Source organism: Pseudomonas sp. 382 (assembly GCF_002759075.1).
Lineage (GTDB): Bacteria > Pseudomonadota > Gammaproteobacteria > Pseudomonadales > Pseudomonadaceae > Aquipseudomonas > Aquipseudomonas vlassakiae.
In genome coordinates this window covers 97,689-123,789 of record NZ_PEMX01000004.1, presented here as the reverse complement: position 1 = coordinate 123,789, position 26,101 = coordinate 97,689, and the positions used below count along the sequence as shown (strand labels likewise).

General features: G+C 63.0%; 26 protein-coding genes. 21 read left to right on the top strand and 5 right to left on the bottom strand.

Annotated elements, in window-relative coordinates; all coding sequences use genetic code 11:
• Positions 1-20: 20 nt before the first annotated feature.
• The 3 genes from CQW31_RS06895 to CQW31_RS06885 all read left to right on the top strand — a co-directional run bounded on the left by CQW31_RS06895 (position 21) and on the right by CQW31_RS06885 (position 3,643).
• Positions 21-716, top strand: coding sequence for a response regulator transcription factor (locus tag CQW31_RS06895; protein WP_099814154.1), 696 nt, complete (start codon positions 21-23; stop codon positions 714-716).
• Entirely contained in the window at positions 713-2,035 is a 1,323-nt protein-coding gene (locus CQW31_RS06890) for an ATP-binding protein (protein WP_099814153.1), read from the top strand. Before CQW31_RS06895 ends, CQW31_RS06890 begins: the two co-directional genes overlap by 4 nt.
• A gap of 216 nt (positions 2,036-2,251) precedes the next feature.
• Positions 2,252-3,643, top strand: a complete 1,392-nt coding sequence (locus CQW31_RS06885) for an aspartate aminotransferase family protein (RefSeq protein ID WP_099814152.1) — start codon at positions 2,252-2,254, stop codon at positions 3,641-3,643.
• 56 nt (positions 3,644-3,699) lie between these two features.
• On the opposite strand, the gene CQW31_RS06880 is transcribed toward CQW31_RS06885, so the two are convergent.
• Genes CQW31_RS06880 through CQW31_RS06870 form a run of 3 tightly spaced genes read right to left on the bottom strand, consistent with a single transcriptional unit; the run spans position 3,700 to position 8,241 of the window.
• Positions 3,700-5,115 (bottom strand): efflux transporter outer membrane subunit, encoded by a 1,416-nt coding sequence (locus tag CQW31_RS06880; protein ID WP_099814151.1) that lies wholly within the window; start codon positions 5,113-5,115, stop codon positions 3,700-3,702.
• A 3-nt stretch (positions 5,116-5,118) separates the two neighbouring features.
• The gene (locus tag CQW31_RS06875; protein WP_054884076.1) at positions 5,119-7,083 is read right to left on the bottom strand and encodes a MacB family efflux pump subunit; all 1,965 of its coding nucleotides are present in this window, start codon (positions 7,081-7,083) and stop codon (positions 5,119-5,121) included.
• Positions 7,084-8,241, bottom strand: a complete 1,158-nt coding sequence (locus tag CQW31_RS06870; RefSeq protein ID WP_099814150.1) for an efflux RND transporter periplasmic adaptor subunit — start codon at positions 8,239-8,241, stop codon at positions 7,084-7,086.
• Positions 8,242-8,445: 204 nt separating this feature from the next.
• On the opposite strand from CQW31_RS06870, the gene CQW31_RS06865 reads away from it, so the two are divergent.
• The 5 genes from CQW31_RS06865 to CQW31_RS06845 all read left to right on the top strand — a co-directional run bounded on the left by CQW31_RS06865 (position 8,446) and on the right by CQW31_RS06845 (position 11,763).
• Positions 8,446-8,922 carry a sigma-70 family RNA polymerase sigma factor gene (locus CQW31_RS06865; protein ID WP_099814149.1) on the top strand — a complete coding sequence of 159 codons (477 nt, stop codon included), beginning with the start codon at positions 8,446-8,448 and terminating at the stop codon, positions 8,920-8,922.
• A 171-nt stretch (positions 8,923-9,093) separates the two neighbouring features.
• Positions 9,094-9,573, top strand: coding sequence for a response regulator (locus CQW31_RS06860; RefSeq protein WP_054884073.1), 480 nt, complete (start codon positions 9,094-9,096; stop codon positions 9,571-9,573).
• 70 nt (positions 9,574-9,643) lie between these two features.
• The gene (locus tag CQW31_RS06855) at positions 9,644-10,969 is read left to right on the top strand and encodes an MFS transporter (RefSeq protein WP_054884072.1); all 1,326 of its coding nucleotides are present in this window, start codon (positions 9,644-9,646) and stop codon (positions 10,967-10,969) included.
• Between the two features lie 94 nt (positions 10,970-11,063).
• Entirely contained in the window at positions 11,064-11,360 is a 297-nt protein-coding gene (locus CQW31_RS06850; RefSeq protein WP_054884071.1) for a type II toxin-antitoxin system MqsR family toxin, read from the top strand.
• A 1-nt stretch (position 11,361) separates the two neighbouring features.
• Positions 11,362-11,763: a type II TA system antitoxin MqsA family protein gene (locus CQW31_RS06845; RefSeq protein ID WP_054884070.1), complete on the top strand. Its 402-nt coding sequence runs from the start codon at positions 11,362-11,364 to the stop codon at positions 11,761-11,763.
• A gap of 71 nt (positions 11,764-11,834) precedes the next feature.
• Here CQW31_RS06845 and CQW31_RS06840 read toward each other — a convergent pair whose 3' ends face one another.
• Complete coding sequence (locus tag CQW31_RS06840; protein ID WP_099814148.1) at positions 11,835-13,517, bottom strand: electron transfer flavoprotein-ubiquinone oxidoreductase; 1,683 nt, start codon at positions 13,515-13,517, stop codon at positions 11,835-11,837.
• A gap of 531 nt (positions 13,518-14,048) precedes the next feature.
• Between CQW31_RS06840 and CQW31_RS06835 the strand changes: the two genes are divergently transcribed.
• From CQW31_RS06835 to CQW31_RS06795, 9 genes are all read left to right on the top strand, one after another.
• Positions 14,049-14,798: an electron transfer flavoprotein subunit beta/FixA family protein gene (locus CQW31_RS06835; protein ID WP_054884068.1), complete on the top strand. Its 750-nt coding sequence runs from the start codon at positions 14,049-14,051 to the stop codon at positions 14,796-14,798.
• Positions 14,799-15,728, top strand: a complete 930-nt coding sequence (locus CQW31_RS06830) for an electron transfer flavoprotein subunit alpha/FixB family protein (protein WP_099814147.1) — start codon at positions 14,799-14,801, stop codon at positions 15,726-15,728.
• Between the two features lie 79 nt (positions 15,729-15,807).
• Positions 15,808-16,629 carry an ABC transporter substrate-binding protein gene (locus tag CQW31_RS06825; protein ID WP_099814146.1) on the top strand — a complete coding sequence of 274 codons (822 nt, stop codon included), beginning with the start codon at positions 15,808-15,810 and terminating at the stop codon, positions 16,627-16,629.
• 9 nt (positions 16,630-16,638) lie between these two features.
• Positions 16,639-16,992: a DUF4398 domain-containing protein gene (locus tag CQW31_RS06820; RefSeq protein ID WP_054884065.1), complete on the top strand. Its 354-nt coding sequence runs from the start codon at positions 16,639-16,641 to the stop codon at positions 16,990-16,992.
• On the top strand, positions 16,989-17,801 hold the full coding sequence (locus tag CQW31_RS06815; RefSeq protein WP_099814145.1) for an OmpA family protein: 813 nt from the start codon (positions 16,989-16,991) through the stop codon (positions 17,799-17,801). Before CQW31_RS06820 ends, CQW31_RS06815 begins: the two co-directional genes overlap by 4 nt.
• A 201-nt stretch (positions 17,802-18,002) precedes the next feature.
• Entirely contained in the window at positions 18,003-19,445 is a 1,443-nt protein-coding gene (locus CQW31_RS06810; protein ID WP_054884063.1) for a PLP-dependent aminotransferase family protein, read from the top strand.
• Positions 19,446-19,512: 67 nt separating this feature from the next.
• On the top strand, positions 19,513-19,983 hold the full coding sequence (locus CQW31_RS06805; RefSeq protein ID WP_099814144.1) for a hypothetical protein: 471 nt from the start codon (positions 19,513-19,515) through the stop codon (positions 19,981-19,983).
• A gap of 124 nt (positions 19,984-20,107) precedes the next feature.
• Positions 20,108-20,362: a YkgJ family cysteine cluster protein gene (locus CQW31_RS06800; RefSeq protein ID WP_054884061.1), complete on the top strand. Its 255-nt coding sequence runs from the start codon at positions 20,108-20,110 to the stop codon at positions 20,360-20,362.
• Positions 20,363-20,395: 33 nt separating this feature from the next.
• A complete protein-coding gene (locus tag CQW31_RS06795; RefSeq protein ID WP_054884060.1) occupies positions 20,396-21,001 on the top strand; it encodes an START domain-containing protein in 606 nt (201 codons plus the stop codon).
• Between the two features lie 179 nt (positions 21,002-21,180).
• On the opposite strand, the gene gltA is transcribed toward CQW31_RS06795, so the two are convergent.
• Positions 21,181-22,470: a citrate synthase gene (gene gltA, locus CQW31_RS06790; RefSeq protein WP_054884059.1), complete on the bottom strand. Its 1,290-nt coding sequence runs from the start codon at positions 22,468-22,470 to the stop codon at positions 21,181-21,183.
• A 350-nt stretch (positions 22,471-22,820) separates the two neighbouring features.
• Here gltA and sdhC point away from each other — a divergent pair, with 350 nt between their 5' ends.
• Genes sdhC through CQW31_RS06770 form a run of 4 tightly spaced genes read left to right on the top strand, consistent with a single transcriptional unit; the run spans position 22,821 to position 26,061 of the window.
• Positions 22,821-23,207 (top strand): succinate dehydrogenase, cytochrome b556 subunit, encoded by a 387-nt coding sequence (gene sdhC / locus CQW31_RS06785; protein WP_012315350.1) that lies wholly within the window; start codon positions 22,821-22,823, stop codon positions 23,205-23,207.
• Entirely contained in the window at positions 23,201-23,569 is a 369-nt protein-coding gene (gene sdhD / locus CQW31_RS06780; protein WP_027921320.1) for a succinate dehydrogenase, hydrophobic membrane anchor protein, read from the top strand. Before sdhC ends, sdhD begins: the two co-directional genes overlap by 7 nt.
• Positions 23,570-23,572: 3 nt before the next feature.
• Entirely contained in the window at positions 23,573-25,345 is a 1,773-nt protein-coding gene (sdhA, locus tag CQW31_RS06775; RefSeq protein WP_099814143.1) for a succinate dehydrogenase flavoprotein subunit, read from the top strand.
• Positions 25,346-25,356: 11 nt separating this feature from the next.
• Entirely contained in the window at positions 25,357-26,061 is a 705-nt protein-coding gene (locus CQW31_RS06770) for a succinate dehydrogenase iron-sulfur subunit (RefSeq protein WP_012315348.1), read from the top strand.
• Positions 26,062-26,101: the final 40 nt, after the last annotated feature.

Sequence of the window (26,101 nt, the reverse complement as noted above, 5' to 3'; positions counted from 1 at the left end):
ACCACTCCGGGAGCCCCACCATGCACGTTCTGCTCTGCGAGGACGACGACCTGATCGCCAGCGGCATCTGCGCCGGCCTCACCGCCCAGGGCCTGACCGTCGACCGCGTGGCCAACGCCGCCAGCGCTCGGGCGTTGCTGCAAGCGGCGCAGTTCGACGTGATGATCCTCGACCTCGGCCTGCCCGACGAAGACGGCTTGAAACTGCTGCGTCGCCTGCGCCAGCAGCGTGTGGACCTGCCCGTGCTGGTGCTCACCGCCCGTGACGCCGTCACCGACCGCGTCGACGGCCTGCAGGCCGGTGCCGACGACTATCTGCTCAAACCCTTCGACCTGCGCGAACTGGCTGCACGCCTGCACACCCTGTTGCGTCGGGTGGCGGGGCGGGCGGTCAACGTGATAGAGCATGGCCCGCTTCACTATGACCCGAGCAGCTGCGAAGCCACCCTTGCCGGCCAGCCGGTTGACCTGTCGCGGCGCGAACAGGCGCTGCTCCAGGCGTTGATGCAGAACCCCGGCCGGGTGCTGTCCAGCGAACAGCTCAAGGACTGTGTGTACGGCTTCAGCGACGAAGTCGAGAGCAACGCGCTGAACGTGCATATCCATCACCTGCGGCGCAAGCTCGGCAACAGTATCGTCGAGACCGTGCGCGGCCTGGGTTATCGCCTGGGGCCGGCACAGGCGCCGGAGCAACGCTCCGAGAGAAGCGCCTCATGAGCCTGCGGGTACGCCTCAGCCTTATCCTCGGCACCGCCTTCATCATCATCTGGGCACTGGCCGCCGCGTGGATGCTGCGCGACCTGCGCCAGCAGATGATGTTCTCCCTCGACCAGCGCCTGGTGGCTTCGGCGCGCATGGTCGCCGGCCTCGTCGATCAGCTGCCGCAACCGCTGGCGGCCAAGGGCGAGGATGCGCATTTTTCCGCGGACCAGTTGAGCGTGCCCGACGGCATGGCCTGCCAGGTGAGTTCCCTGCGCGGCGAGATCCTCGCCAGCAACCACAAGCATGACGGCGCCATGGACGACCAGCGCAGCGGCTTTCGTGACCAGACCATCGACGGTGCGTCGTGGCGCACCTTCACCTACAACCACGGTGACGTACGCATCACCACCGCCGACCGGCACATGGAGCGCGAGGCGTTGAACCAGTCGATCCTGCTGGCCGCCTCTGCGCCGGTGCTGATGGCCTTGCTCGGCAGCCTCGGGCTGCTGTGGATCGGCCTGGGCAAAGGCCTGGAGCCGCTCAATCGCATGCGCGACGCCCTGCGCCGGCGGCGCGCCGACAGTGTCGAGCCATTGCAGGTGGCCGGCTTGCCCAGCGAGCTGCAACCCTTGCTCGACACCCAGAACCAGCTGTTCCTGCGCATCGCCCAGACCATCGAGCGCGAACGGCGCCTGACCGACGATGCCGCCCACGAGCTGCGCAGCCCGCTGACGGCGATCAAGACCCACCTGCAGGTGGCGCGCATGACCGACGGCGCGGTGCGCGAGCAGGCGCTGGAGCATGCCGAGCAAGGCGCCGACCGCATGCACCGGACCCTGGAGCAGCTACTGATGCTGGCGCGGGTCGAGGGCAGCCTGTCGTTCGAGGACGGGGTGCAGTGCAGCGCCGAGCAGGTCGCCCGCCAGGCGGTGCAGGATGCGGGTGGCGGTGACAATCGACGCATCGTATTGCACCTGCCGCAGGAGGCTACGCAGATCTACCTGGGCATGCCTGCGCCGCTGGCGGTGGCGGCCTTGCGCAACCTGCTGGACAACGCCCTGCGCCATGGCGGTGACACCGAGGTAGAGCTGGAAGTGCAGATGGCCGACGGGCAGGTGGGGTTCATGGTGCGTGACCATGGGCCGGGCATTGCCGATGGCGATCTGCAGCACCTGACCGAACGCTTCTGGCGCAACGGGCAGAGTGGGGGGTGTGGGCTGGGGTTGGCGATCGTTCAGGCGATCGTGCAGCGCTGTGCTGGCAGCCTCAGGTTCGACAGTCGCCAAGATGGCTTGCGAGTCCTGCTGCAGGTGCCGGCGCGTTCGGCCAACTGATCCTCATTGCCTGTGCCGGCCCTTTCGCGGGACAAGCCCGCTCCTACAGGTACGGCACGCACCTCCAGCCCTGTACAGTGCCTGTAGGAGCGGGCTTGCCCCGCGAAAGGGCCGGCACAGGCAAAGCAAAATCCCGCAACAACCGCTAAATCCTCCCCGCACTCAAGCGTTTTCCAAGCGATAACTGCCCATTCGCTTGCTTGCGAGGATTCACCCATGTCCACCGCTACCAGCCTTGCCCAGGTCCCGCCGGCCAGCGCGCCGCAACCTTTGTACGAATTCAGTGACTCGCCCCTGCTGCTGCGCCAGCAGCAACAGGAATCCAACGCCCGCAGCTACCCCCGGCGCATCCCGCTGGCGCTCAAGCGCGCCCGTGGCATCCACGTCGAGGACGTCGAAGGCCGCCAGTTCATCGACTGCCTGGCCGGCGCCGGCACCCTGGCCCTGGGCCACAACCACCCGGTGGTGATCGAGGCTATCCAGCGCGTGCTGGCCGACGAACTGCCGCTGCACACCCTGGACCTGACCACGCCGGTCAAGGACCGCTTTGTCCAGGACCTGTTCGGTATCCTGCCCGAGGCCTTGCGCCGCGAGGCCAAGGTGCAGTTCTGCGGGCCGACCGGCACCGACGCGGTGGAAGCGGCGCTCAAGCTGGTGCGCGGTGCCACCGGGCGCAGCATCGTGCTGGCCTTCCAGGGTGCCTATCACGGCATGAGCCAAGGGGCGCTGAGCCTGATGGGCAGCCACGGTCCCAAGCAGCCACTGGGCGCGCTGCTGAGCAATGGCGTGCAGTTCATGCCTTACCCCTACGACTACCGTTGCCCGTTCGGCCTGGGCGGTGAAGCCGGGATCAAGGCCAACCTGCATTACCTGGAAAACCTGTTGCTGGACCCGGAAAGCGGTGTGCCGCTGCCGGCGGCGGTGATCCTTGAAGTGGTGCAAGGTGAGGGCGGGGTAATCCCGGCCGACATCGAGTGGCTCAAGGGTGTGCGGCGTATCACCGAACAGGCTGGCGTGGCGCTGATCGTCGATGAGATCCAGAGCGGCTTCGCCCGAACCGGGCGGATGTTCGCCTTCGAGCACGCCGGCATCGTGCCGGATGTGGTCACGCTGTCCAAGGCCATTGGTGGCAGCCTGCCGCTGGCGGTGGTGGTGTACCGCGACTGGCTGGATACCTGGAAGCCAGGCGCCCACGCTGGCACCTTCCGCGGCAATCAGATGGCCATGGCGGCCGGTTCGGCGGTGATCGACTACCTGGTCGAGCACCGTCTGGCCGAACATGCCGAGGCCATGGGCCTGCGTTTGCGCGGGCATCTGCAGCGGCTGCAGCGAGATTATCCGCAACTGGGTGATATCCGTGGCCGTGGCCTGATGCTTGGGGTGGAGCTGGTCGATCCACAGGGGCAGACCGACGCATTGGGCCATCCGCCTGCCAACCGGGTGCTGGCACCGAAGGTCCAGCGCGAATGCCTCAAGCGTGGCCTGATCCTTGAACTGGGCGGGCGCCATGGCGCCGTGGTGCGCTTCCTGCCGCCGCTGAACATCAGCGCCCAGCAGGTTGACGAGGTGGCGCAGCGCTTTGCCGAGGCAGTGGCCGCCGCTGTGTGAACCCGGAAGGGCCGCGTTGCGGCCCTCCTGTCAGGCCTGTTCATGCCCAGGGTGAATCAGCCCTTGCCCCCATGCGTCAACTGCCAACCACCCCCTAGTGCCTTGTACAACGCCACGCTGCCCTGCAGGCGAGCCAGGCGCAACTGCGCCTGCTGGTCCTGGGCGAGATAGAGCGTGCGTTGGGTTTCCAGCACACTCAGCAGGGTTTCGGCCCCGGCCGCGTAGCGCCGTTGGGCCAGGTCGAAGGCCAGGCGCGCCTGTTCGACCTCCTGGTCCTGCCACTGGCGCTGTTGTTCAACGCCGTGAATGGCATTGAGGGCCTTCTCGACATCGGCGAAGCCGGCCAGGATGCTGCTGCGATAGCTTTCCAGCAGCTCGTCCTGCTCGGCCTCGGCCAGCTGTTGCGCCGCTCGCAGCCGGCCATTGTTGAAGATCGGCGCGACCAGGCCGGCGGTCAGGGTGTAATAAGAGCTGTCGAAGACCTCGGGCAGGGTGCGTGCGCCGGTGCCAATGTTGGCGCCGAGGGTCAGTTTTGGCAGCAGGGCGGCCCTGGCCACTTGCACATTGGCGTGGGCGGCGGCCAGGCGTGCTTCGGCGGCAGCGATGTCCGGGCGGCGGGCGAGCAGTTCGCTGGGCACGCCGCTGCCAATGCGCGGCCAGTTCACGGTTGCCAGCGCTTCTCCCGTGGTGGGCAGGGCCTGGACCGGGTCGCCCAGCAGTGTGGCCAGGGTAACGCGGTTGTCCTGCCACTGCTGTTCGAGCCGCGGCACTTGCCGTGCCTGAGCGGCCACCAGGCTTCGCTGCTGGGCCAGTTCCAGGCGTGTCGCGGAGCCGGCGTGCTGACGTGTCTCGACCAGCGCCAGGACATCACGGGCGTTACGCAGGTTGAGGCGGGCAATGCGCAGCTGTTCTTCCAGGGCCAGGCCCTGCAGGTAACTGTTGGCCACGCTGCTGACCAGCGTCAGTTCGACCGTCTGGCGATCGAAGCGGCTGGCGTCGAGGCTGTGCAGGGCGCTCGAACGTGCAGCGCGCAGGCCTCCCCAGAAGTCGATCTCGTAGCTGGCGACCAGCTGCATGCCGAACGACGAGCTGGTCCGTTCGTATTTGCTGACATCGAGCTGGTCATAGCCCTCGCCATGCAACAGGCGCTGGCGGCTGCCGTCGAGGGCGAAGCTGAGCTCCGGCAATAGCGGCGCTCCGGCGATGGCCGCCTTGGCCTGGGCCTGGCGCACGCGGGCGGTGGCGGCGGCAAGGTCATGGGCATTGGACCGGGCGCGTTCGACCAGGCGGTCCAGTTCGGCGCTGTCGAAGGCCTGCCACCACTGCGCCGACGGCAGGCTGGCAGAAGGCTGGAGGGCTTCGCCTTGCCAGGCGGTGGGTGCAGCGATGCCGCTGGATGGCGTGGGCGGCAGGCTGCAGGCGGCGAGGCCCAGGCACAGGGACAACAGGCTGATGCGGGTTGGCAGGGTCATGGGTCATTCGCTGGTGAGGGCTTTGACAGGGTCGAGTCGGGCGGCTTTGCGGGCCGGCATGAAGCCGAACACGATGCCGGTGAGAACGGCGCAGGAGAACGCACCGAGCATGGCGGGCAGGGTGAAGGCCACGGCAACCTGGCCCAGCATCAAGGCGCCGCCGATCAGCAGGGCCAGGCCGATGCCGGCCATGCCGCCGACCATCGACAGCATCACCGCTTCGCTGAGGAACTGGCGCAGGATGTCGTGCTGGCGTGCGCCGGTGGCCATGCGGATGCCGATCTCGCGGGTGCGTTCGCGCACGGTCATGAGCATGATGTTCATCACCCCGATGCCACCGACCAGCAGCGAAATCGCGGCAATCGCCCCGAGCATCAGCGACAGGCTGTTCTGGGTACGTGCCTCGGCCTGGATCAGCGCGGCCGAGTTGGTCAGTTCGAAATCGTGACGGCCCTGGTGACGCTGGCGCAGCAGGCGGTCGACGGCAGCCTCGGTTTCATCGACCCGCGCCGCGTCGACCGCGGCGACGGTGATGTAGTCGGGGTCGCGCTGGCCGAACAGGCGGATCGCCGCGGCCGAGTAGGGCACCACGATGCGTCCGTCGGCATCCTGGTCGCCGGAACTCGCGCCTTTGCCGGCGAGTATGCCAATGACCTGGAAGGGCACGTTGCCTATCAGCAGGTACTGGCCAAGCGGGTCGCGGTCTGGCGCGAGCATTTTTTCCCGGACTTTCTGGCCGATCACAGCCACCGCTGCGCCACTGGCTTCGTCGGCATCAGTGAAGAACGCCCCTGCCACCGCCGGCCAGTTGAAGATCAGCGGGAACTGGTTATTGTTGCCGCCCACGTAGAAATGCTGGCTGTTGTTGCCATGGCGCACCATCACCTTTTCGCCCAGCACCGGCATGATCTGCCGGACCTGCGGTAGCTGGCCAATGGCGGCGACGTCGTCGAGGGTAATCGTGCCGGCAGGTTCGCCCGGTGTGGCGGGCTTGCTGTTGAGGTAGAGGATGTTCGAGCCGAAGGCGGCCATCTGCGCCATCACCTGGCGCTTGCTGCCTTCGCCGACGGCCAGCATGACCACCACCGACGCGACCCCGATGACGATACCGAGCAGGGTCAGGGCGGTGCGAAAGCGATTCACCCACATGACCCTCCAGGCAGCCTGCAAGGCTTCGAGCAGCTCGCCTTTCCAGGCCCCGCGCAGGGTCGCGCCACGGTCGAGGCGCTGACGCAGGTCGTCGGCTTGCAATGTCTGGCGGGCAGGGCAAGGCGCCTGGTCGGTCGCGCTGTCGCTGATCATCCGGCCGTCGCGGATCTCGATCACCCGCTGGGCACGCGCCGCCACCTTGTGGTCGTGGGTGATCAGGATGATCACATGGCCCTGGCTGGCCAGTTCGTCGAGCAGCGCCATGACTTCGGTGCCGCTGTGGCTGTCGAGCGCCCCCGTGGGTTCGTCGGCGAGGATGATATGGCCGCCGTTCATCAGTGCCCGGGCGATCGACACCCGTTGCTGCTGGCCGCCCGAGAGCTGGTGCGGGCGGTTGGCGCTGCGGCTGGCCAGGCCCAGGCGGGCGAGCAGGGCGGCGGCACGGGCGTGCCGCTCGCTGGCGGGCGTGCCGGCATAGATGGCCGGCATCTCGACGTTTTCCTGGGCCGAGCCGGAGGGGATCAGGTGGTAGCCCTGGAACACGAAGCCGAACGCCTCGCGGCGCAACCAGGCCAGTTCGTCGTTGCCCAGCTCGGCCACGTGCTTGCCAGCGAAGCGGTAAATGCCCGACGTCGGGCGATCGAGGCAGCCGAGTATGTTCATCAAGGTCGACTTCCCGGACCCGGACGCACCCACGATGGCGACGAACTCGCCGGGCTGGATGCTAAGGCTGATGCCGCGCAGTACATCGACCTTGGGGCTGTCCTGGCCGCCGTAGGATTTGCGGATATCGACCAGCTCGATCAGCGGCGCAGTCATTCAGCCTCCGCTGGCGCTGGGGGCGCCCATCAGCAGTTGCTCACCTTCGCTGAGCCCGTCCAGCACTTGAACGCGCAGGCGGTCGCTGAGACCGGTGCGCACCTGGCGCTGCACCACCTTGCCGTGCGGGTCGAGCACGCGCGCGATGGACAGGCCGCCGTTGTCATCCAGCGCGGCCAGTGGCACGGTCAGGACCTGGCTGGCCTGGCCGGCGACGAAGAATACCTGGGTGGTCATGTTGGCCATCAGCGCGCCATCCGGGTTGTCGACATCGAGCAACACGGTGTACTGCACCACTTGATTGGCAGCATTGACCGGGCTGCCGCCACCCTGACTGGTCTGTTCCAGTGGTTTGGGTGGGATCGGCAGGATTTGCCGCACCTTGCTGTTCCAGCGGCGTCTGCCTCCGGACAGCGTGGTGAAGTAGGCGGTCATGCCGGGTTTTACCTTGCCGATATCCGCTTCCGAGACTTGCGCCCACACGGTCATGGGCGACAACTTGGCGATGCGCAGGATCAAGGGTGTCTGTTGCTGGGCGTTGAGGGTCTGGCCTTCGCGGGCGTCGACGGCGACCACCGTGCCATCCATCGGCGCATAGATACGCGTGTAGCCCAGTTCCGCCTCGGCGCTGCGCAGGCTGGCCTGAGCCTGGCGGATCTGTGCCTGAAACATGTCGATTCGCGCCTGGGTGACCTTGAGCTGGGCAACAGCGGCCTGGATGTCCTCATCGCGGGTAGCGCCGGCGGCGGCGAGCTCGCGCTGGCGCTTGAGCTGTCGGTCGGCCAGCTCGAACTGCGCTCGCTGTTCGGCGAGCTGGGCCTTGAGGTTGTCGATCGAGAAGCGCCCGGCGTCCAGCCGCGCCTGCTGGGTGGACGGGTCGATTTCGACCAGCAGCTGCCCCTTGCGCACCGGGTCGCCGGCTTCCACGTGCAAGGTGCGGATCTGCCCCGAGGCCTGGGCGCCCACATCTACATAACGCCGGGGCTGCAAGGTGCCCAGAGCCGTGACGCTGCTTTCGATGTCTGCCCGGGTGACCGTGACGGTAGCGAGCGGTTGCGCCCCCATGGGCAGGGTTTGCCAGGCCAGCAGGCAGCCCAGGCCAAGCAGGCCCAGGCCAGCGAGAATGAACTGGCGGCGGGTGGAGGTTAAACGGCTCATGCGGACTTCCAGCCAGGGTAGTGGTCACGCGCTGCCAATCGTGGCACGCACCGAAGTCCCAGATAAACGAAGGCTGGCCGGGTGGATTTAACCTGAACGAGAGGGTAGAGGGTGTGTTGCTGAGAATAGTTATAATTTGTACTATCACAGCCCGGTATCACTCAGTCCCGCACGTGGGTTGCAAGGACGATTTCAGGTGCTGTTGTGGAACATTATTATCGCGAACTGGTGAGCTTCCTTAGTGCGCGCCTGGGCAATCGCCAGGCAGCGGAGGACGTTGCCCACGATGCCTATCTGCGAGTGCTGGAACGTACCGACAGCGGGCAGATCGAGCATCCGCGGGCGTTCCTTTACCGAACCGCGCTCAATCTGGTGATCGACCGGCACCGGCGCCACCAGGTGCGTCAGGCCGAATCCCTGGATGCGCTGGATACCGATGGGCGCTTCTTCAGCGCGGAATTGCAGCAGGACCTGCAGCTCGACCAGCGCCTGGCCATGATGCAGAAGGCCCTCGATGAGCTGAGCAGTGTGTGCCGGGAGTGCTTTCTGTTGCGCAAGCTCGATGGTCTTTCCCACCAGCAGATTGCCGAGCGCCTGGGTATTTCCCGCAGCCTGGTGGAGAAGCACATCGTCAACGCCATGAAGCACTGCCGTGTGCGCATGCGGCTGTGGGAGTCCTGAATCCGCAGTGAAGGGCAGGTGAAAATTCTGTGTGATGGCCACTTGATTTCTCCCCGTTTCCCGACAACTATCTAGATTGACCCCTCCAGGTGCAGCCCTGGTGGTTGCCTGTTGCTGGCGCAGTTCGGTCAGGGAGCTGTCCCTCATTCACCTGACGGCCCAGGTCCGACAATGACAAACAAGACCCTGCGCATCCTGATAGCCGACGAGCACCCGCACCAGCGCCTGCAGCTGGAAAAACTGCTCAATGGCCTTGGCTACTACCGGATTGCCCCGGTCGAGTCCTTTGAAGAGTTGCAGCGGCTGGTGCAGTGCGCCTTGCAACCGTTCAACCTGCTGCTGGGCAATATCGAGCTGGCCAGCCATGCCGGCGTCGACCTGGCACGGTTCTGCCGGGTCAATGCGCAGATTCAGCATGCCTTGCTTTACCATTCGCAACACCTGAAAGTGCCTGTCGTGCCGCAGACCGAGCGCCAGGCCGTCAGTGTGAGCCTGCCCCAGGTACCGGATAACGAGGCGCTGCAATCCTTCATGGCAATCATCGACAGCCCCGTGCTGGTCGGCAAGATTGCCCTGCCTTCCGGGCTCAAGGGTGGCCCGGTACCGCCGCGCAAACCGAGGAACTTCGGCCACACCGTGTTCAGCCGTTAGTGGCGTTGCTGGGGCAAGGCGGCGAGCATTTGCTATCCTCTTGCCCTTTGCCGATCTGCGGACCCCTGCCATGACTGCCATCGATACCGCTCGCCCGCCCCGGTTCAGCCGTAGCGACCACCGGACCCTGGGCCTGGCGGCACTGGGCGGCGCACTGGAAATCTACGATTTCATCATCTTCGTGTTCTTTGCCCTGACCCTCAGCCAGCTGTTCTTCCCGCCTCAGATGCCCGAGTGGCTGCGCTTGCTGCAGAGCTTCGGCATCTTCGTCACCGGTTACCTGGCAAGGCCGTTGGGCGGCATTCTGATGGCCCACTTCGCCGACCATCTCGGGCGCAAGCGGGTGTTCAGCCTGAGCATCCTGATGATGGCCTTGCCATGCTTGCTGATCGGGGTGATGCCGACCTATGCCGACATTGGCTATGCGGCGCCGCTGATTTTGTTGGCGCTGCGCATCCTGCAGGGTGCCGCCGTAGGGGGTGAGGTGCCGAGCGCGTGGACCTTCGTCGCCGAGCATGCGCCAAACGGACGTCGTGGTTATGCGTTGGGCTTCCTGCAGGCGGGGCTGACCTTTGGCTACCTGCTGGGGGCGCTGACGGCCACAGCGCTGGCGCAAGTGTTCACGCCGCAGGAGATTCTCGATTACGCCTGGCGTTACCCATTCCTGCTCGGTGGGGTGTTTGGCGTGATCGGTGTGTGGCTGCGCCGCTGGCTCAGCGAGACGCCGGTGTTCCTGGCCTTGCGTGAGCGCCAGGAGCAACCCGTCAGGTTTCCGCTGCGGCGGGTGCTGGGCGAGCACCGCTCAGCGTTGATCCCGGCGGCACTGCTGACCTGCGTACTGACCTCCGCGGTAGTGGTACTGGTAGTGATTACCCCGACAGTCATGCAGCAACGCTTCGGCATGACGGCGGGGCATACCTTCGCCTTGAGCAGCGTGGGCATCGTCTTCCTCAATATCGGCTGTGTGCTGGCCGGGCTGCTGGTCGACCGTCTGGGCGCCTGGCGCGCACTGATGATCTACAGCGTGTTGCTGCCGTTGGGCATCGGTGCGCTGTACGCCAGCCTGGTGGGGCAGTGGGGCGTGACCTGGCTGGCCTATGCGCTGGCTGGGCTGGCCTGCGGTGTGGTGGGCGTGGTGCCGTCGGTGATGGTCGGGCTGTTCCCGGCCGAAATCCGCGTTTCAGGGATTTCCTTCACGTACAACGTGGCTTATGCCCTGTGGGCCAGCACCACGCCGCTGGCGTTGATTGCACTGATGCCGTGGAGCCCGTGGGTGTGTGTCGGTTTCTGTCTGATCATGGGCACGGTGGGGCTGTTGACTGCCTTGTATTTCGGGCGTCGTGAGCCATTGGCATTTGCTGCCGAGCCTATGCCGATCATGTGCGGTGACAAATGAGTCAGTAGGGGTGGCGGGGCGTTGAGGCAGACTTCCAGGCGGTGGTTATTGGAATAACCTATTAGCCAAATTTAACCTGGAAGGTTAATTTCTCATGGAAAAGAGAACGCCTCATTGCCCGCTGGAGCACGTACAGGCGCTTTTGAGCGCGGGCAAGGTACGTACTACTCGCGCTGCCACTCGCGGGGCGCAGGCGCTAGGGGTAGGCCCCTATGAAATGCTAAGCATCGTACGAAAGCTTTTGCCCAGTGATTTTTACAAGAGCATGACGACTTACACCGATCACCGTGTTTGGCAGGACGTCTACCGTGCTCAAACAACGGTTGGCAGGGTCTACCTCAAGTTGATGGTGGTTGACGATCTGCTCATCGTGTCTTTCAAGGAGCTGTGATATGAAATGTCCTCTGTGCGGAGGAGCGGAGCTGGTTGCTCAGTCCCAAGGCATGCCCTATCGCTACAAAGGCGAATCGACCGTCATCCCCGATGTTTTCGGTGATTACTGTCCGGCCTGTGGTGAGGCCGTCTTGAGCATGGAAGAAGCGCAGCGGATCAGCGACTTGATGTCGGCCTTCGAGCGAAGAGTCAATGCAGCCGTTGTCGATCCCTCGTTCATCGCATCCATGCGTAGAAAGTTCGACCTCGACCAGCGTGAGGCGGGTGAAATCTTCGGTGGCGGGGTCAATGCCTTCTCTCGTTATGAAAACGGCAAGACCACACCACCTGTGGCGCTGGTGAAACTGCTCAAGCTGCTGGATCGCCACCCAGAGCTGTTTGAGGAAGTGCGCACTGCCTGATGGTGCCAGGCAACAAAAAGCCCCCGGCTCGTGAAAGCCGGGGGCTTTTTTTGTTGCTGCAAGCAGCGGCCTTACATGTTCGGGTAGTTCGGCCCACCAGCGCCTTCAGGGGTGACCCAAGTGATGTTCTGGGCCGGGTCCTTGATGTCGCAGGTCTTGCAGTGTACGCAGTTCTGCGCGTTGATCTGGAAGCGCTTGCTGCCGTCTTCCTGGCTGACCACTTCGTACACGCCTGCCGGGCAGTAACGCTGGGCGGGTTCGTCGTACAGCGGCAGGTTGCTGGCGATCGGTACGTTCGGGTCGGTCAGCTTCAGGTGGCAGGGTTGCTCCTCTTCGTGGTTGGTGCTGGAGAGGAATACCGAGCTGAGCTTGTCGAAGCTGAGCTTGCCGTCCGGTTTCGGGTAGTCGATCTTCTTCGACTCGGCGGCGAGCTTGAGGCAGGCGTAGTCTGGCTTGGTGTCGTGCAGGGTGAACGGCAGCTTGCCGTTGAACCAGTTCTGGTCGACATAGTTGAAGGCGCCACCGAGCAGCGGGCCGAACTTGTGCAGTGCCGGGCCGAAGTTGCGGCTGGCGAACAGTTCTTCGTACAGCCAGCTGGCCTTGAACGCGCTGACATAGCCATCGAGCAGGTCGCCACCTTCGCGGCCGGCAGCCAGTGCGTCAGCCACTGCCTCGGCGGCGAGCATGCCGGACTTCATCGCGGTATGGCTGCCCTTGATCTTGGAGAAGTTCAGGGTGCCGAGGTCGCAACCGATCAGCGCGCCGCCGTTGAAGACCATTTTCGGCAGCGAGTTCAGGCCGCCCTTGCAGATGGCGCGGGCACCATAGCTGATGCGCTTGCCGCCTTCGAGGTACTGGCTCATCACCGGGTGGTGCTTGAGGCGCTGGAATTCATCGAATGGCGACAGGTACGGGTTGGCGTAGGAGAGGTCGACGATGAGGCCGACCACCACCTGGTTGTTTTCCAGGTGATAGAGGAACGAACCGCCGGTGTTGTCCTTGCTGGTCACGTCCAGCGGCCAGCCAGCAGTGTGCACCACCAGGCCTTGCTCGTGCTTGGCCGGGTCGATTTCCCAGATTTCCTTCAGGCCGATGCCGTAGTGCTGGACGTCGGCTTCGCTGTCGAGGTTGAAGCGCTTGATCAGCTGCTTGCCGATATGGCCGCGGCAGCCTTCGGCGAACAGGGTGTACTTGGCACGCAGTTCCATGCCCGGGGTATACAGGCCGTCCTTGGGATTGCCTTCGCGGTCGACACCCAGGTCGCCGGTGACGATGCCGCGAACCACGCCGTTTTCGTCGAACAGCGCTTCCTGGGCGGCGAAGCCCGGGTAGATTTCCACGCCCAGGTTTTCGGCCTGCTGGGCCAGCCAGCGGCACAGGTTGCCCAGGGAAATGATGTAGTTGCCGTGGTTGTGCATGGTCTTGGGCACGAACAGGTCGGGGACCTTGGTCGAGCTGTCGGCACTTTTCAGCACATAGATATCGTCGCGCTTCACTTCGGTGTTGAGCGGCGCGCCAAGTTCCTTCCAGTCGGGGAACAGCTCGTTCAGGGCGCGGGGTTCGAACACCGCGCCTGAGAGAATATGAGCACCTACTTCGGAGCCTTTTTCCACCACGCAGACGCTGATCTCGCTACCGGCTTCGGCGGCCTTCTGCTTCAGGCGGCAGGCGGCGGACAAGCCCGCAGGGCCTGCGCCGACGATGACCACGTCGAATTCCATGTATTCGCGTTCCACAGGTTCTCTCCTACTCATCAAGGCTCGTGCTGTTGCTTTGTCTTATGGGTGCTTGCGTGCAGCGGCGCTTCACTGGCGCGAAACTGTAGCTACGCAAAGGGCGGACTACACCGTTTTGTCTTGGCGCGCATTATATCTACACCACTTGGCGGGTCCAATACAAACGTTTGTTTGAATTTGCCGGAGCCCAGTAAAATCACTGGAACGCGGCTGGAAGGTGACCGATTTGCCGTATTGACCGGATTGGGTGTTGCGGTCAAGATACGAGCGGTTTTACGTTCGCCGTAGGCTTGCAGCCGGGCGCAGGTACACCTCTAAAGACCAGGTGTGGAGCAGGGTTTTGCGGCCTTTGGCCGGTTTGTAGTGGAGTTTACACGCCACCACAGAAAATGACCCGTGGGTATTTGCCGCAACAGTCGCGACAAGACTGTTCGGTCAGCATGAAGTTTGCCCCTCCCGGTACGTTTTCAGAGGTGCCCTTGTACCCACGCGCATCGCCGGGCTCTGCCCCAGGCGACTATCTATTCACCGGAGAGTAACGAGGAATCCATGAAGGTTCTTGTAGCTGTCAAACGAGTGGTCGACTACAACGTCAAGGTTCGCGTCAAGGCGGACAACTCCGGCGTCGACCTTGCTAACGTCAAGATGTCCATGAACCCCTTCTGCGAAATCGCCGTCGAAGAAGCCGTCCGCCTGAAGGAAAAGGGCGTGGCGACCGAGATCGTCGTGGTTTCCGTTGGCCCGACCACCGCCCAGGAGCAACTGCGTACCGCCCTGGCCCTGGGTGCCGATCGCGCCATCCTGGTCGAAGCCGCTGACGAGCTGAATTCCCTGGCCGTGGCCAAGGCGCTGAAAGCCGTTGTCGACAAGGAGCAGCCTCAGCTGGTCATCCTCGGCAAGCAAGCCATCGACAGTGACAACAACCAGACCGGCCAGATGCTGGCCGCGCTGACCGGCTTCGCCCAGGGCACCTTCGCCTCCAAGGTCGAAGTCGCTGGCGACAAGCTGAACGTCACTCGCGAAATCGACGGCGGCCTGCAGACCGTTTCGCTGAACCTGCCGGCCATCGTCACCACCGACCTGCGCCTGAACGAGCCACGCTACGCGTCGCTGCCGAACATCATGAAGGCCAAGAAGAAACCGCTGGAAACCCTCACTCCAGACGCGCTGGGCGTTTCCCTCGCCTCCACCAACAAGACCCTGAAAGTCGAAGCGCCGGCTGCACGCAGCGCTGGCATCAAGGTCAAATCGGTGGCCGAACTGGTCGAGAAGCTGAAGAACGAAGCGAAGGTAATCTAAATGACTATCCTGGTTGTCGCTGAATACGAGAACGGTGCCGTAGCCCCGGCCACCCTGAACACCGTCGCCGCTGCCGCCAAGATCGGTGGTGATATCCATGTACTGGTCGCGGGCGCAAATGTCGGTGGCGTCGCCGAAGCCGCCGCCAAGATCGCTGGCGTTGCCAAGGTGCTGGTTGCCGATAACGCCGCCTACGCCCATGTGCTGCCGGAAAACGTCGCGCCGCTGATCGTCGAGCTGGCCAAGGGTTACAGCCACGTACTGGCTCCGGCCACCACCAATGGCAAGAACATCCTGCCACGCGTCGCTGCGCTGCTGGACGTGGACCAGATCTCCGAGATCATCTCGGTCGAGTCCGCCGATACCTTCAAGCGCCCGATCTACGCCGGTAACGCCATTGCCATCGTGCAATCGAGCGCCGCCATCAAGGTCATCACTGTGCGTACCACTGGTTTCGACGCCGTGGCCGCCGAAGGTGGTTCGGCTGCCGTGGAGGCTGTCAGCGCTGCGCACAACGCGGGTATCTCGGCCTTCGTTGGCGAAGAGCTGGCCAAGTCCGACCGCCCAGAGCTGACCGCTGCCAAGATCGTCGTGTCCGGCGGCCGTGGCATGGGCAACGGTGACAACTTCAAGCACCTGTACAGCCTGGCCGACAAGCTCGGCGCTGCTGTCGGTGCCTCGCGCGCCGCGGTCGACGCAGGCTTCGTGCCGAACGACATGCAGGTCGGCCAGACCGGCAAGATCGTCGCACCTCAGCTGTACATCGCCGTTGGTATTTCCGGCGCGATCCAGCACCTGGCGGGCATGAAGGACTCCAAGGTGATCGTCGCGATCAACAAGGATGAAGAAGCACCGATCTTCCAGGTGGCCGATTACGGCCTGGTTGCCGACCTCTTCGAGGCCGTTCCAGAGCTGGAAAAGCTGGTCTGATCCGCCTGCTTCACTTATAAAGAAGCCCGGCCCTCGCACTGAGGGCCGGGCTTTTTTGTTGCAGGGCAAGGAGTGAAGGATGGTATTGCGCGAAGCGGGCAGGGTGCTGGCATGCATGGTGGCGCTGCTGTCGCAGACGGTGATGGCGGCAGGCAAATGCGAGCGCCTGGTGGCCACTGGCAGCCCGGACGCACCACCCTATTCCTGGCAGGACCCGCTCGACCCGAAACACCTGGTTGGCGCCAATGTCGACCTGTTGCGCCAGGTCCTCGGCGAATTGGGCGTGAAAGTCGAGGTGCTCAGTGCCGGTCGGCGCGATCAGGCGCTGGAGGAGGTGCGCAGCGGGCGCATGGATTTGCTGCTCGACACCCCCATGCAAGTGGAGCAGTTGACTGCGCTGGACTACATCCATCCGCCGTTGCAGCTCAATGAATACCTGGTTTGGACCCGCCACGATGCCACGCTGGAGTTCGACGGCCCGGCAGACCTGGCCAGGTATCAGGGCAGCCTCTCCGAACGCGCGCGCCTGACGCCGGCATTCACCGCTTTCGCCAAGGCCCAGCTGAAGCTGGATCCGGCGCAGAACCTCACCCAGGCCTTCCAGAAACTGGTGCTGGGCCAGGTCGATTATGTGCTGGCCGGGCGTTACTCGGGCATGGCAATGACCCAGAGCCTGGGCATGAGCAATAACCTCATCGCCCGCGGCTTGCCGGTCGACCGCCCAGGCCTGTACCTGGCCGTGTCGCATAATTCGGCTTGCAATGATGCGTGGCTGCGTGGGCAATTGGCGAAAAAACTGACAGAATTGCCGGTCTCCGGTGCGTCCGAAGCCGTGCTGCAGCGTAATGTCGAGCGCTGGAAAGCGCAGATGCAAGTGCAGGCGGACGCCCCAAAACATTAGGAAGAGTGCGTGAGAACCCAATCCCTTATCCTGGCCGTGGCCATGCTCGGCCTGGCAGGCTGCGCCAACGACCCGGCGCCCAATGAGCAGATGCGCATTACCGAGCAGGCGCTGGAGCAGGCCAAGGCAGTTGGTGCCAGCGACCAGGTCGAGGCGCTCAAGCTGGCCGAAGACAAGTTCGCCCGGGCCAAGACCAACATGCTGACCGAAGACTACCGTGACGCACGCATGCGTGCTGAGCAGGCCGAACTGGACGCCCGCCTGGCCGAGGCTCAGGTGCTGAACCAGAAGAGCGAGGAGCAGCTTCAGTTGCTGCAGTCGCGGGTCAAGCGCTTGCGCAAGCAGTTGGAGGTGCAGCCATGATCAACCTCAATGCGAAAGCCGTACTGGCACTGCTGGTGCTGTCGGCTGGCTTGCAGGGCTGTGCCAGCCAGCGCAGTGCGGCGGCGCTGGATGATGCGACGGTGGCCTTCCAGAAGGTCAAGGACGATGCCGACGTACTGCGCAGCGCCCCGCGTGACGTGCTTCGTGCCGGTGAATCGCTGTCCCGCGCCGAGCGCCTCTCTGGCTACATTGGTACGGGCAGCGACGTGCGCCACTATGCCTACCTGAGCCAGCGCTACAGTGAGATCGCCAGCGAGCATGCCAAGCTGGCGCTGAGCGAGGAGCGTCGGGCCAAGCTCGACCTTGAGCGCCAGCGTCTCCAGCTTGCCTTGCGAGAAGCCAAATTGGCCAGTGTGCAGCAGCAGGGCAAGTGGGTGGAGAACCAGATTGCCGCATTGGCCTCGGAGCAGGCCGACCGAGGTCTGGTGATGACCCTGAGCGATGTGCTGTTCGATACCGGCAGTGCCGACCTGAAGAACTCGGCCAGCCGCACCGTGCTCAAGCTGGTGCAGTTCCTCCAGCTCAATCCGCGCCGCGTGGTGCGGATCGAAGGCTATACCGACAGCACTGGCGCGCCTGAGGACAACCTCAAGCTGTCGCGCGATCGTGCCCAGTCGGTGGCTGACATGCTGGTCGACCTGGGGATCGATGAGAAGCGCATGCAGGTCGAAGGTTATGGCGACCAATACCCGATCGAGGCCAATGCGTCGGAGCGGGGCAGGGCGCAGAACCGCCGGGTGGAAATCGTCTTCTCTGACGATAAGGGCAGGCTTGCGCCAGCACGCTGACTTCGAAACACCAAGGGCCGCTTAGCGGCCCTTTTCGCGAGTGCGGGTCGGTCCTGAGGTTAATCATTTAGATGGTGGTCACACACTGTATTGTTGACTTACTTGCCATCTGTCCCAGTACACTTTTCAACTGTTACGGTATGCTCTACCGTCAGTAAGTCGTACAAGAACAACAGGCCGCCTGCGCATCGAGATACCGCCATGACCAACCTGCTGCTGTACCAGCGCATCGCCCAGCAACTGGCCGATGACATCCGTCGCGGTGTCTATCAGCCAGGTGAGCGCGTACCGTCCGTGCGCAAGATGAGTGCCCAGCTCAACGTCAGCCATGCCACGGTGTTGCAGGCCTACGCCAATCTCGAGGATCAGGGTTTGATCCGGGCCCGGCCGCAGTCGGGCTACTATGTGCACCAGACCCCCGCCCTGACTGCGCAGACCCCGGATATCGCTCGCGTCGAACGCCCTGGGCTGGTTACCCGGGCCAGCATCATTCAGCAGGTGCTGACCGAGGCGCGTCGCGATGGTGTGTTCCCGTTCGGTGCCGCCGTGCCGCACGTAGACTACCTGCCGGTGCGTGCGCTGCATCAGCAGATCGCCAAGGTCACCCGCTTTCACAGCCCTCGTGCCTTCAGCTATATGTTCAGCCCTGGCTTCGAGCCACTGCGCAGGCAGATCGCAATCCGCATGCGCGATGCCGGTGTGCTGGTCGACCCGCGTGAGGTGATCGTCACACATGGTTGTGTCGATGCCTTGCAGATGTCGCTGCGGGTACTGACCCGCCCGGGGGACCTGATCGCAGCCGAGTCGCCTACCTATTACGGGCTGTTGCAGTTGGCGGACCTGCTGGGGCTGAAGGTCATCGAAATCCCCAGTGACCCGTCCACTGGCATCAGCCTTGAAGCATTGCAGTTGGCCGCCAACCAGTGGTCGATCAAGGCCTTGGTGCTCACCACGCGCCTGAGCAATCCGCTGGGTGGTACGGTGCCTGAGGAGCGACAGAAACAGTTGCTGCGCCTGGCGTCGGACTTCGATATCCAGATCGTCGAAGACGACATCTATGGAGAGTTGATGTTCGAGCAGGGCAAGACCAAGGCGCTCAAGGCCTTCGACCGGCTGGACCGGGTCATCTATTGCTCGAGCTTTTCCAAGACCCTTTCGCCCGGGGTGCGGGTTGGCTGGATGGTGGCAGGGCGTTACCAGGATGAAATCCAGCGCCTGCAGACCTTCACCACTCATTCTGCGTGCAGCGTGACGCAGATGGGCGTGGCGGCGTACCTGGAGAACGGTGGCTACGACCGGCACCTGCGCTATATCCGCCAGGAGTACCGCAAGAACCTCAGCGCCTACCAGCTGGCGGTGCAGCAGCACTTCCCGGAGGGCACCCAGATGACCCGGCCAACCGGCGGTTTCATCCTCTGGGTCAGCCTGCCGGGGCGGGTCAATACCCAAGAGTTGCATGTGCGTGCGCTGGAGCAGGGCATCAGTATCGCGCCCGGGTTGATCTTCAGTAACACCGAACAGTTCAACCATTGCATCCGGCTCAACTGTGGCATTCCATGGAACAAGGAGGCCGAGCGAGCGGTTATCACGCTTGGCCTGTTGGCCCAGCAATTATGCAGAGAATCGCAGTCCTCACTTTTGTAGGCTTGCCAGCGGCGGGCGGAACGGGGAGCATACGCACTTTTCCAGCCCCGTCTGCCTGTCGATCTCCATGAACCTGTTGCGTAGTGCTGCCCTGCTTATCTGTATTGCCCCGTTCTGCCTGCCTTGTGGTGTGGTTCAGGCTGCCCAGCCTGCTGGCCAGGTGCAGGCGGGGCATGGCAAGGCAGCAGGCAAGGTGCCAGCGAAGCCGGCAGCAAAGGCCAAGCCGGCCGCCAGCAAGGCCAAAGCCAAAGTCAAAGCCAAGCCGGTCAGCAAGGCAGTCACGCAGCCGTTGCCCAAGGCCAGGCTGGACTTGAGCCTGCCGACCGACATGGTCAACAATCTCGAGCCTGAAGTCGGCGATCCAACGACTCGTCGCAAGCCGTTGCTACCCGCCATGTTCGCGGAAAAACCGGAATCCAGCGACAGTCCGTTCCAGCTCAATGGCCGTTTGATCAGCAACGAGATGCAGCTGCAGCTGCGCAACGATAGTCGCCACGATGTGGAAGGTGCGGCAATCGATTTCCAGTTCCGCAATTGATCAGGCGCAACTGACTGCTGGGTCACGGCAGATTTCATCGGGCCAGCAATTTCAAACGTATGTTTGAGCGGTTACTATCCAGGGACGTTCGTCCCGTTTTGTTCCAGGGAGTCCTGATTCAGCCATGAAGTGTCGTGAGGGTTGTGGTGCCTGCTGCATCGCCCCATCCATCAGCTCGGCGATGCCGCGCATGCCTCAGGGCAAGCCGGCGGGCGAGCGCTGCCTGCACCTGACGCCTGAAAACCTTTGTGACCTGTTCGGCAAGCCCGAGCGGCCGGCGGTGTGCGGTGGGTTCAAGGCCGATATCGAGGTGTGCGGCAGTAACCGCGACGAGGCAATCAGGATTCTGGGCTGGTGGGAGCAGATAACGGCGGCGTGAGAGGCTGGATCTTCGACAACAAGGATAAACATGATGAGATCGTTCAAGCGTATTGCACTGCTGTGTGGCATGGGTGTCCTGATGGCGCCGGCTGCCTGGGCCGAGAACTGGCAGGTGGCCAAGGACGAGGAGGGTATCAAGGTCTCGCTCAGTGAGGTGCCGGGCTCCAAGTACAAGGCCTACCAGGGCGTGACCGTCATCAAGGCGCCATTGGCCAAGGTGCAGGCGCTGCAGGAGGATGCGGCAGGGGCTTGCTCGTGGATTCACGAATGCAAGTCACAAAAGCTGCTCAAGCACGAAGGCGACCAGAGCTGGACCTATACCCAGTTCAATACGCCGTGGCCGGTGACGCCCCGGGACTCGGTGTTGCACGTGACCACGGTCAAGGGTGCGGATGGCAGCTTGACGCGAAACCTCAAAGAAGAGCCAACGTATATCCCGGAAGAAAAGGGCTTTGTGCGGGTGGCGAAGGTGGAAGGTTTCTGGAAGCTGGTGCCCAAGGGTGACAGTACCGAAGTGACTTACCAGGTGCACACCGAGCCGGGCGGCAGCGTGCCCTCGATGATCGCCAACAAGTTCGTGGTCGATTCGCCGTTCAATACCCTCAAGGCGCTGCGCGAGCGGGCCGAGAAGAACTGAAGCCTGGCGCGGTTCATGTGGGAGCGGGCGAGCCCGCGAAACAGGCGATGCAGTGCATCGCACCGGCTTTGCCGGTGTTCGCGGGCTCGCCCGCTCCCGCAGAGTCCGCGAAAGCGTTCAGATTTTGAACAATAAAAAAGGCTGCCCGAGGGCAGCCTTTTGCGTTCGGCTGGTAAGGCTTACTTGCGGTCCTTCAGTTCGACGATGTCGCGCTGCAGTTCGCCGGTGTAGAGCTGGCGAGGGCGGCCGATCTTGTACGGGCTGGAGAGCATTTCTTTCCAGTGCGAGATCCAGCCCACGGTGCGTGCCAGGGCGAAGATCACGGTGAACATGCTGGTCGGAATGCCGATCGCCTTCAGGATGATGCCCGAGTAGAAGTCGACGTTCGGGTACAACGAGCGCTCGATGAAGTACGGATCGGTCAGGGCGATCTCTTCCAGGCGCATGGCCAGTTCCAGCTGCGGATCGTTCTTGATGCCCAGCTCGCCCAGGACTTCGTCACAGGTCTTCTTCATCACGGTGGCGCGCGGGTCACGGTTCTTGTAAACGCGGTGACCGAAGCCCATCAGCTTGAACGGGTCGTTCTTGTCCTTGGCCTTGGCGATGTACTTGTCGATGTTCGAGACATCGCCAATTTCATCGAGCATGGTCAGCACCGCTTCGTTCGCGCCGCCGTGGGCCGGGCCCCACAGTGCGGCGATGCCGGCAGCGATACAGGCGAACGGGTTGGCACCCGAGGAGCCTGCCAGGCGCACGGTCGAGGTGGAGGCGTTCTGCTCGTGGTCGGCGTGGAGGATGAAGATCCGGTCCATTGCCTTGGCCAGTACCGGGCTGATCGGTTTGATCTCGCACGGAGTGTTGAACATCATGTGCAGGAAGTTTTCCGCGTACGACAAGTCGTTGCGCGGGTACATCATCGGCTGGCCCATGGAGTACTTGTAAACCATTGCGGCCAGGGTCGGCATCTTGGCGACCAGGCGCACCGCGGAGATTTCGCGGTGTTGCGGGTTATTGATGTCCAGGGAGTCGTGGTAGAACGCCGAGAGGGCGCCGACCACGCCGCACATCACCGCCATCGGGTGTGCGTCACGGCGGAAACCGTTGAAGAAGGACTTCAGCTGTTCGTGAACCATGGTGTGGTTCTTGACGGTGCTGACGAACTGGGCCTTCTGCTCGGCATTCGGCAATTCGCCGTTGAGCAGCAGGTAGCAGGTTTCCAGGTAATCCGATTGCTCGGCGAGCTGTTCGATCGGGTAGCCGCGGTGCAGCAGCACGCCCTTGTCGCCGTCGATATAGGTGATCTTCGACTCGCACGAGGCAGTCGCCATGAAACCAGGATCGAAGGTGAAGTGACCAGTGGCCCCCAACCCGCGGACGTCGATTACATCAGGACCAACGGTGCCGGTTAAAATGGGCAGCTCGACGGGGGCAGCGCCCTCGATGACCAACTGCGCTTTTTTGTCAGCCATGTGGCCTCCTATTAATGCTTGAAATCATCAGACAGCCCCCCACGCAGGGCCCGCACCACTATAGAGAAGTAAATTCGAATGTCAATTTGCCTAAAGGCTGGTTGAAACGGCCTTCGAGGCCTGATTTTTCACGAAATTCTCGCCCATTTACGCCTTTTGTTCGCTAAAGGCAATCCGCTATTTGGGCTACCCCGTCACGTTGTCATAAGCAGCCTAACTGTCTATACTCGGCACCCGACTCCCATGGGCTTGCAAGCCCGAACTGCTGGGGTCGCCGTTCCCTGGGTGGTGGGTACCTGACCAGTACACTTACCAACAACTTTGCCCTGATTCGCTAGGGGCTCTTCAGTGTGAAAAAAGCCGTGAAAAGCCAACGACCTGTAAACCTAGACCTAAGGACCATCAAGCTTCCTGTCACTGCGTACACGTCCATTCTGCACCGTATCTCCGGCGTCATCCTGTTCCTCGGCCTTGCCATCATGCTTTATGCACTGGGCAAGTCACTGGGTTCCGAGGAAGGCTTCGGTGAGGTGAAGGCGTGTCTGACCAGCCCGCTGGCCAAGTTCGTGACCTGGGGCCTGCTGTCCGCCCTGCTTTATCACCTCGTGGCAGGTGTACGCCACCTGATCATGGACATGGGCATCGGTGAGACGCTGGAAGGCGGCAAGCTGGGCTCGAAAATCGTGATCGTCATCTCCGTGGTGCTGATCGTTCTGGTGGGAGTTTGGGTATGGTAACCAATGTCACGAACCTGTCGCGTTCGGGCCTCTATGACTGGATGGCGCAGCGCGTATCGGCGGTCGTTCTCGCGGCTTACTTCATTTTCCTGATCGGCTACGTGGTCTGCCACCCAGGCATCGACTACACCCAGTGGCATGGTCTGTTCTCCAATAACGCGATGCGGATCTTCAGTCTGCTGGCCCTGGTTGCCCTTGGCGCTCACGCCTGGGTCGGCATGTGGACCATCGCCACCGACTACCTGACGCCGATGTCGTTCGGCAAGTCGGCGACTGCGATTCGTTTCCTGTTCCAGGCGGTATGCGGCGTTGCGATGTTCGCTTACTTCGTCTGGGGTGTGCAGATTCTCTGGGGTATCTGATCCATGGCTAGCATTCCAACCATTTCCTTTGACGCCATCATCATCGGTGGCGGCGGTGCCGGCATGCGCGCAGCGCTGCAGCTGGCCCAGGGCGGTCACAAGACTGCCGTAGTCACCAAGGTCTTCCCGACCCGTTCGCACACTGTATCCGCCCAGGGCGGCATCACCTGCGCCATCGCTTCGGCCGACCCGAACGACGACTGGCGCTGGCACATGTACGATACCGTCAAGGGTTCCGACTACATCGGTGACCAGGACGCTATCGAATACATGTGTCAGGAAGGCCCGGCTGCGGTCTTCGAGCTGGACCACATGGGCCTGCCGTTCTCCCGTACCGAAACCGGCCGCATCTACCAGCGCCCGTTCGGTGGCCAGTCCAAGGACTTCGGTAAAGGTGGCCAGGCCGCCCGTACCTGTGCTGCATCCGACCGTACCGGTCACGCGCTGCTGCACACCCTGTACCAGGGCAACCTCAAGGCCGGCACCACCTTCCTCAACGAGTACTACGCTGTTGACCTGGTGAAGAACCAGGACGGCGCATTCGTGGGTGTGATCGCGATCTGCATCGAAACCGGCGAAACCCTGTACATCAAGTCCAAGGCCACCGTACTGGCCACTGGCGGTGCCGGCCGTATCTACGCCTCCACCACCAACGCCCTGATCAACACCGGTGACGGTATCGGCATGGCCCTGCGTGCAGGCGTACCGGTACAGGACATCGAAATGTGGCAGTTCCACCCGACCGGCATCGCCGGCGCCGGTGTACTGGTCACCGAAGGTTGCCGCGGTGAAGGTGGCTACCTGATCAACGCCCACGGCGAGCGCTTCATGGAGCGTTACGCGCCGAACGCGAAGGACCTGGCCGGCCGCGACGTGGTCGCCCGTTCCATGGTCAAGGAAATCATCGCCGGCAACGGTGTGGGCCCGAACAAGGACCACGTACTGCTGAAGCTGGACCACCTGGGCGAGGAAGTGCTGCACAGCCGCCTGCCAGGCATCTGCGAACTGTCCAAGACCTTCGCCCACGTCGACCCGGTCGTCGCGCCGGTCCCGGTCGTTCCGACCTGCCACTACATGATGGGCGGCGTTGCCACCAACATTCATGGCCAGGCCATCACCATGGACGCCGAAGGCAAGGACCAGATCATTCCAGGCCTGTTCGCCGTAGGTGAAGTGGCGTGCGTATCGGTACACGGTGCCAACCGCCTGGGCGGCAACTCGCTGCTCGACCTGGTGGTGTTCGGCCGTGCCGCCGGCCTGCACCTGGAGAAGTCGCTGAGCGAAGGCGTGGAATACCGCGACGCCAGCGATACCGATATCGATGTGGCCCTGAACCGCCTGAACAAGCTCAACGAGCGTACTTCCGGTGAAGACGTTGCCAGCCTGAAGCGTGAGCTGCAGAGCTGCATGCAGAACTACTTCGGTGTATTCCGTACTGGCGAATACATGCAGAAGGGTATCGAGCAGCTGGCTGGCCTGCGTGAGCGCATCGCCAACGTCAAGATCAACGACAAATCCCAGGCCTTCAACACCGCGCGTATCGAAGCGCTGGAGCTGCAGAACCTGCTGGAAGTCGCCGAAGCTACCGCCATTGCGGCCGAAGCCCGTAAAGAGTCCCGCGGCGCTCACGCCCGTGAAGACTTCGAAGACCGTGACGACGAAAACTGGCTGTGCCACACCCTGTACTACCCGGGTGAGAAGCGCGTCGCCAAGCGTGGTGTCAACTTTGCGCCGAAGACTGTTCCAGCCTTCGAACCAAAAGTCCGGACTTACTAAGGGTGGCTGCTATGTTGAAAGTCGAAGTTTATCGTTACAACCCGGACACCGACTCGGCGCCCAAGATGGAGTCGTTCGACGTCGATACCGGTGGCAAGGACCTGATGGTGCTGGACGTGCTGGCGCTGATCAAGGAAAAGGACGAGGGCTTCTCGTACCGTCGCTCCTGCCGCGAAGGCGTTTGCGGTTCCGATGGCATGAACATGAACGGCAAGAACGGCCTGGCCTGCATCACCCCGCTGTCGGGCGTGGTCAAGGGCAACAAGCTGGTTCTGCGTCCACTGCCAGGCCTGCCGGTCATTCGTGACCTGGTGGTCGACATGAGCATCTTCTACAAGCAATACGAGAAGGTGAAGCCGTTCCTGCAGAACGATACGCCGGCTCCGGCCATCGAGCGTCTGCAGTCGCCGGAAGACCGTGACAAGCTGGACGGTCTGTACGAGTGCATCCTGTGCGCCTGCTGCTCGACCTCCTGCCCGTCGTTCTGGTGGAACCCGGACAAGTTCCTGGGCCCGGCCGCTCTGCTGCAGGCCTACCGTTTCCTGGCCGACAGCCGTGACACCAAGACCCAGGAGCGCCTGGCGTCCCTGGATGACCCGTTCAGCGTATTCCGCTGCCGCGGGATCATGAACTGCGTCAACGTTTGCCCGAAGGGTCTGAACCCGACCAAGGCAATCGGTCACGTACGTAACATGCTGCTGCAAAGCGGCACCTGATACAAAGCGTTGTAACTGCAGTAAGCCGAGGTGCGGGCGC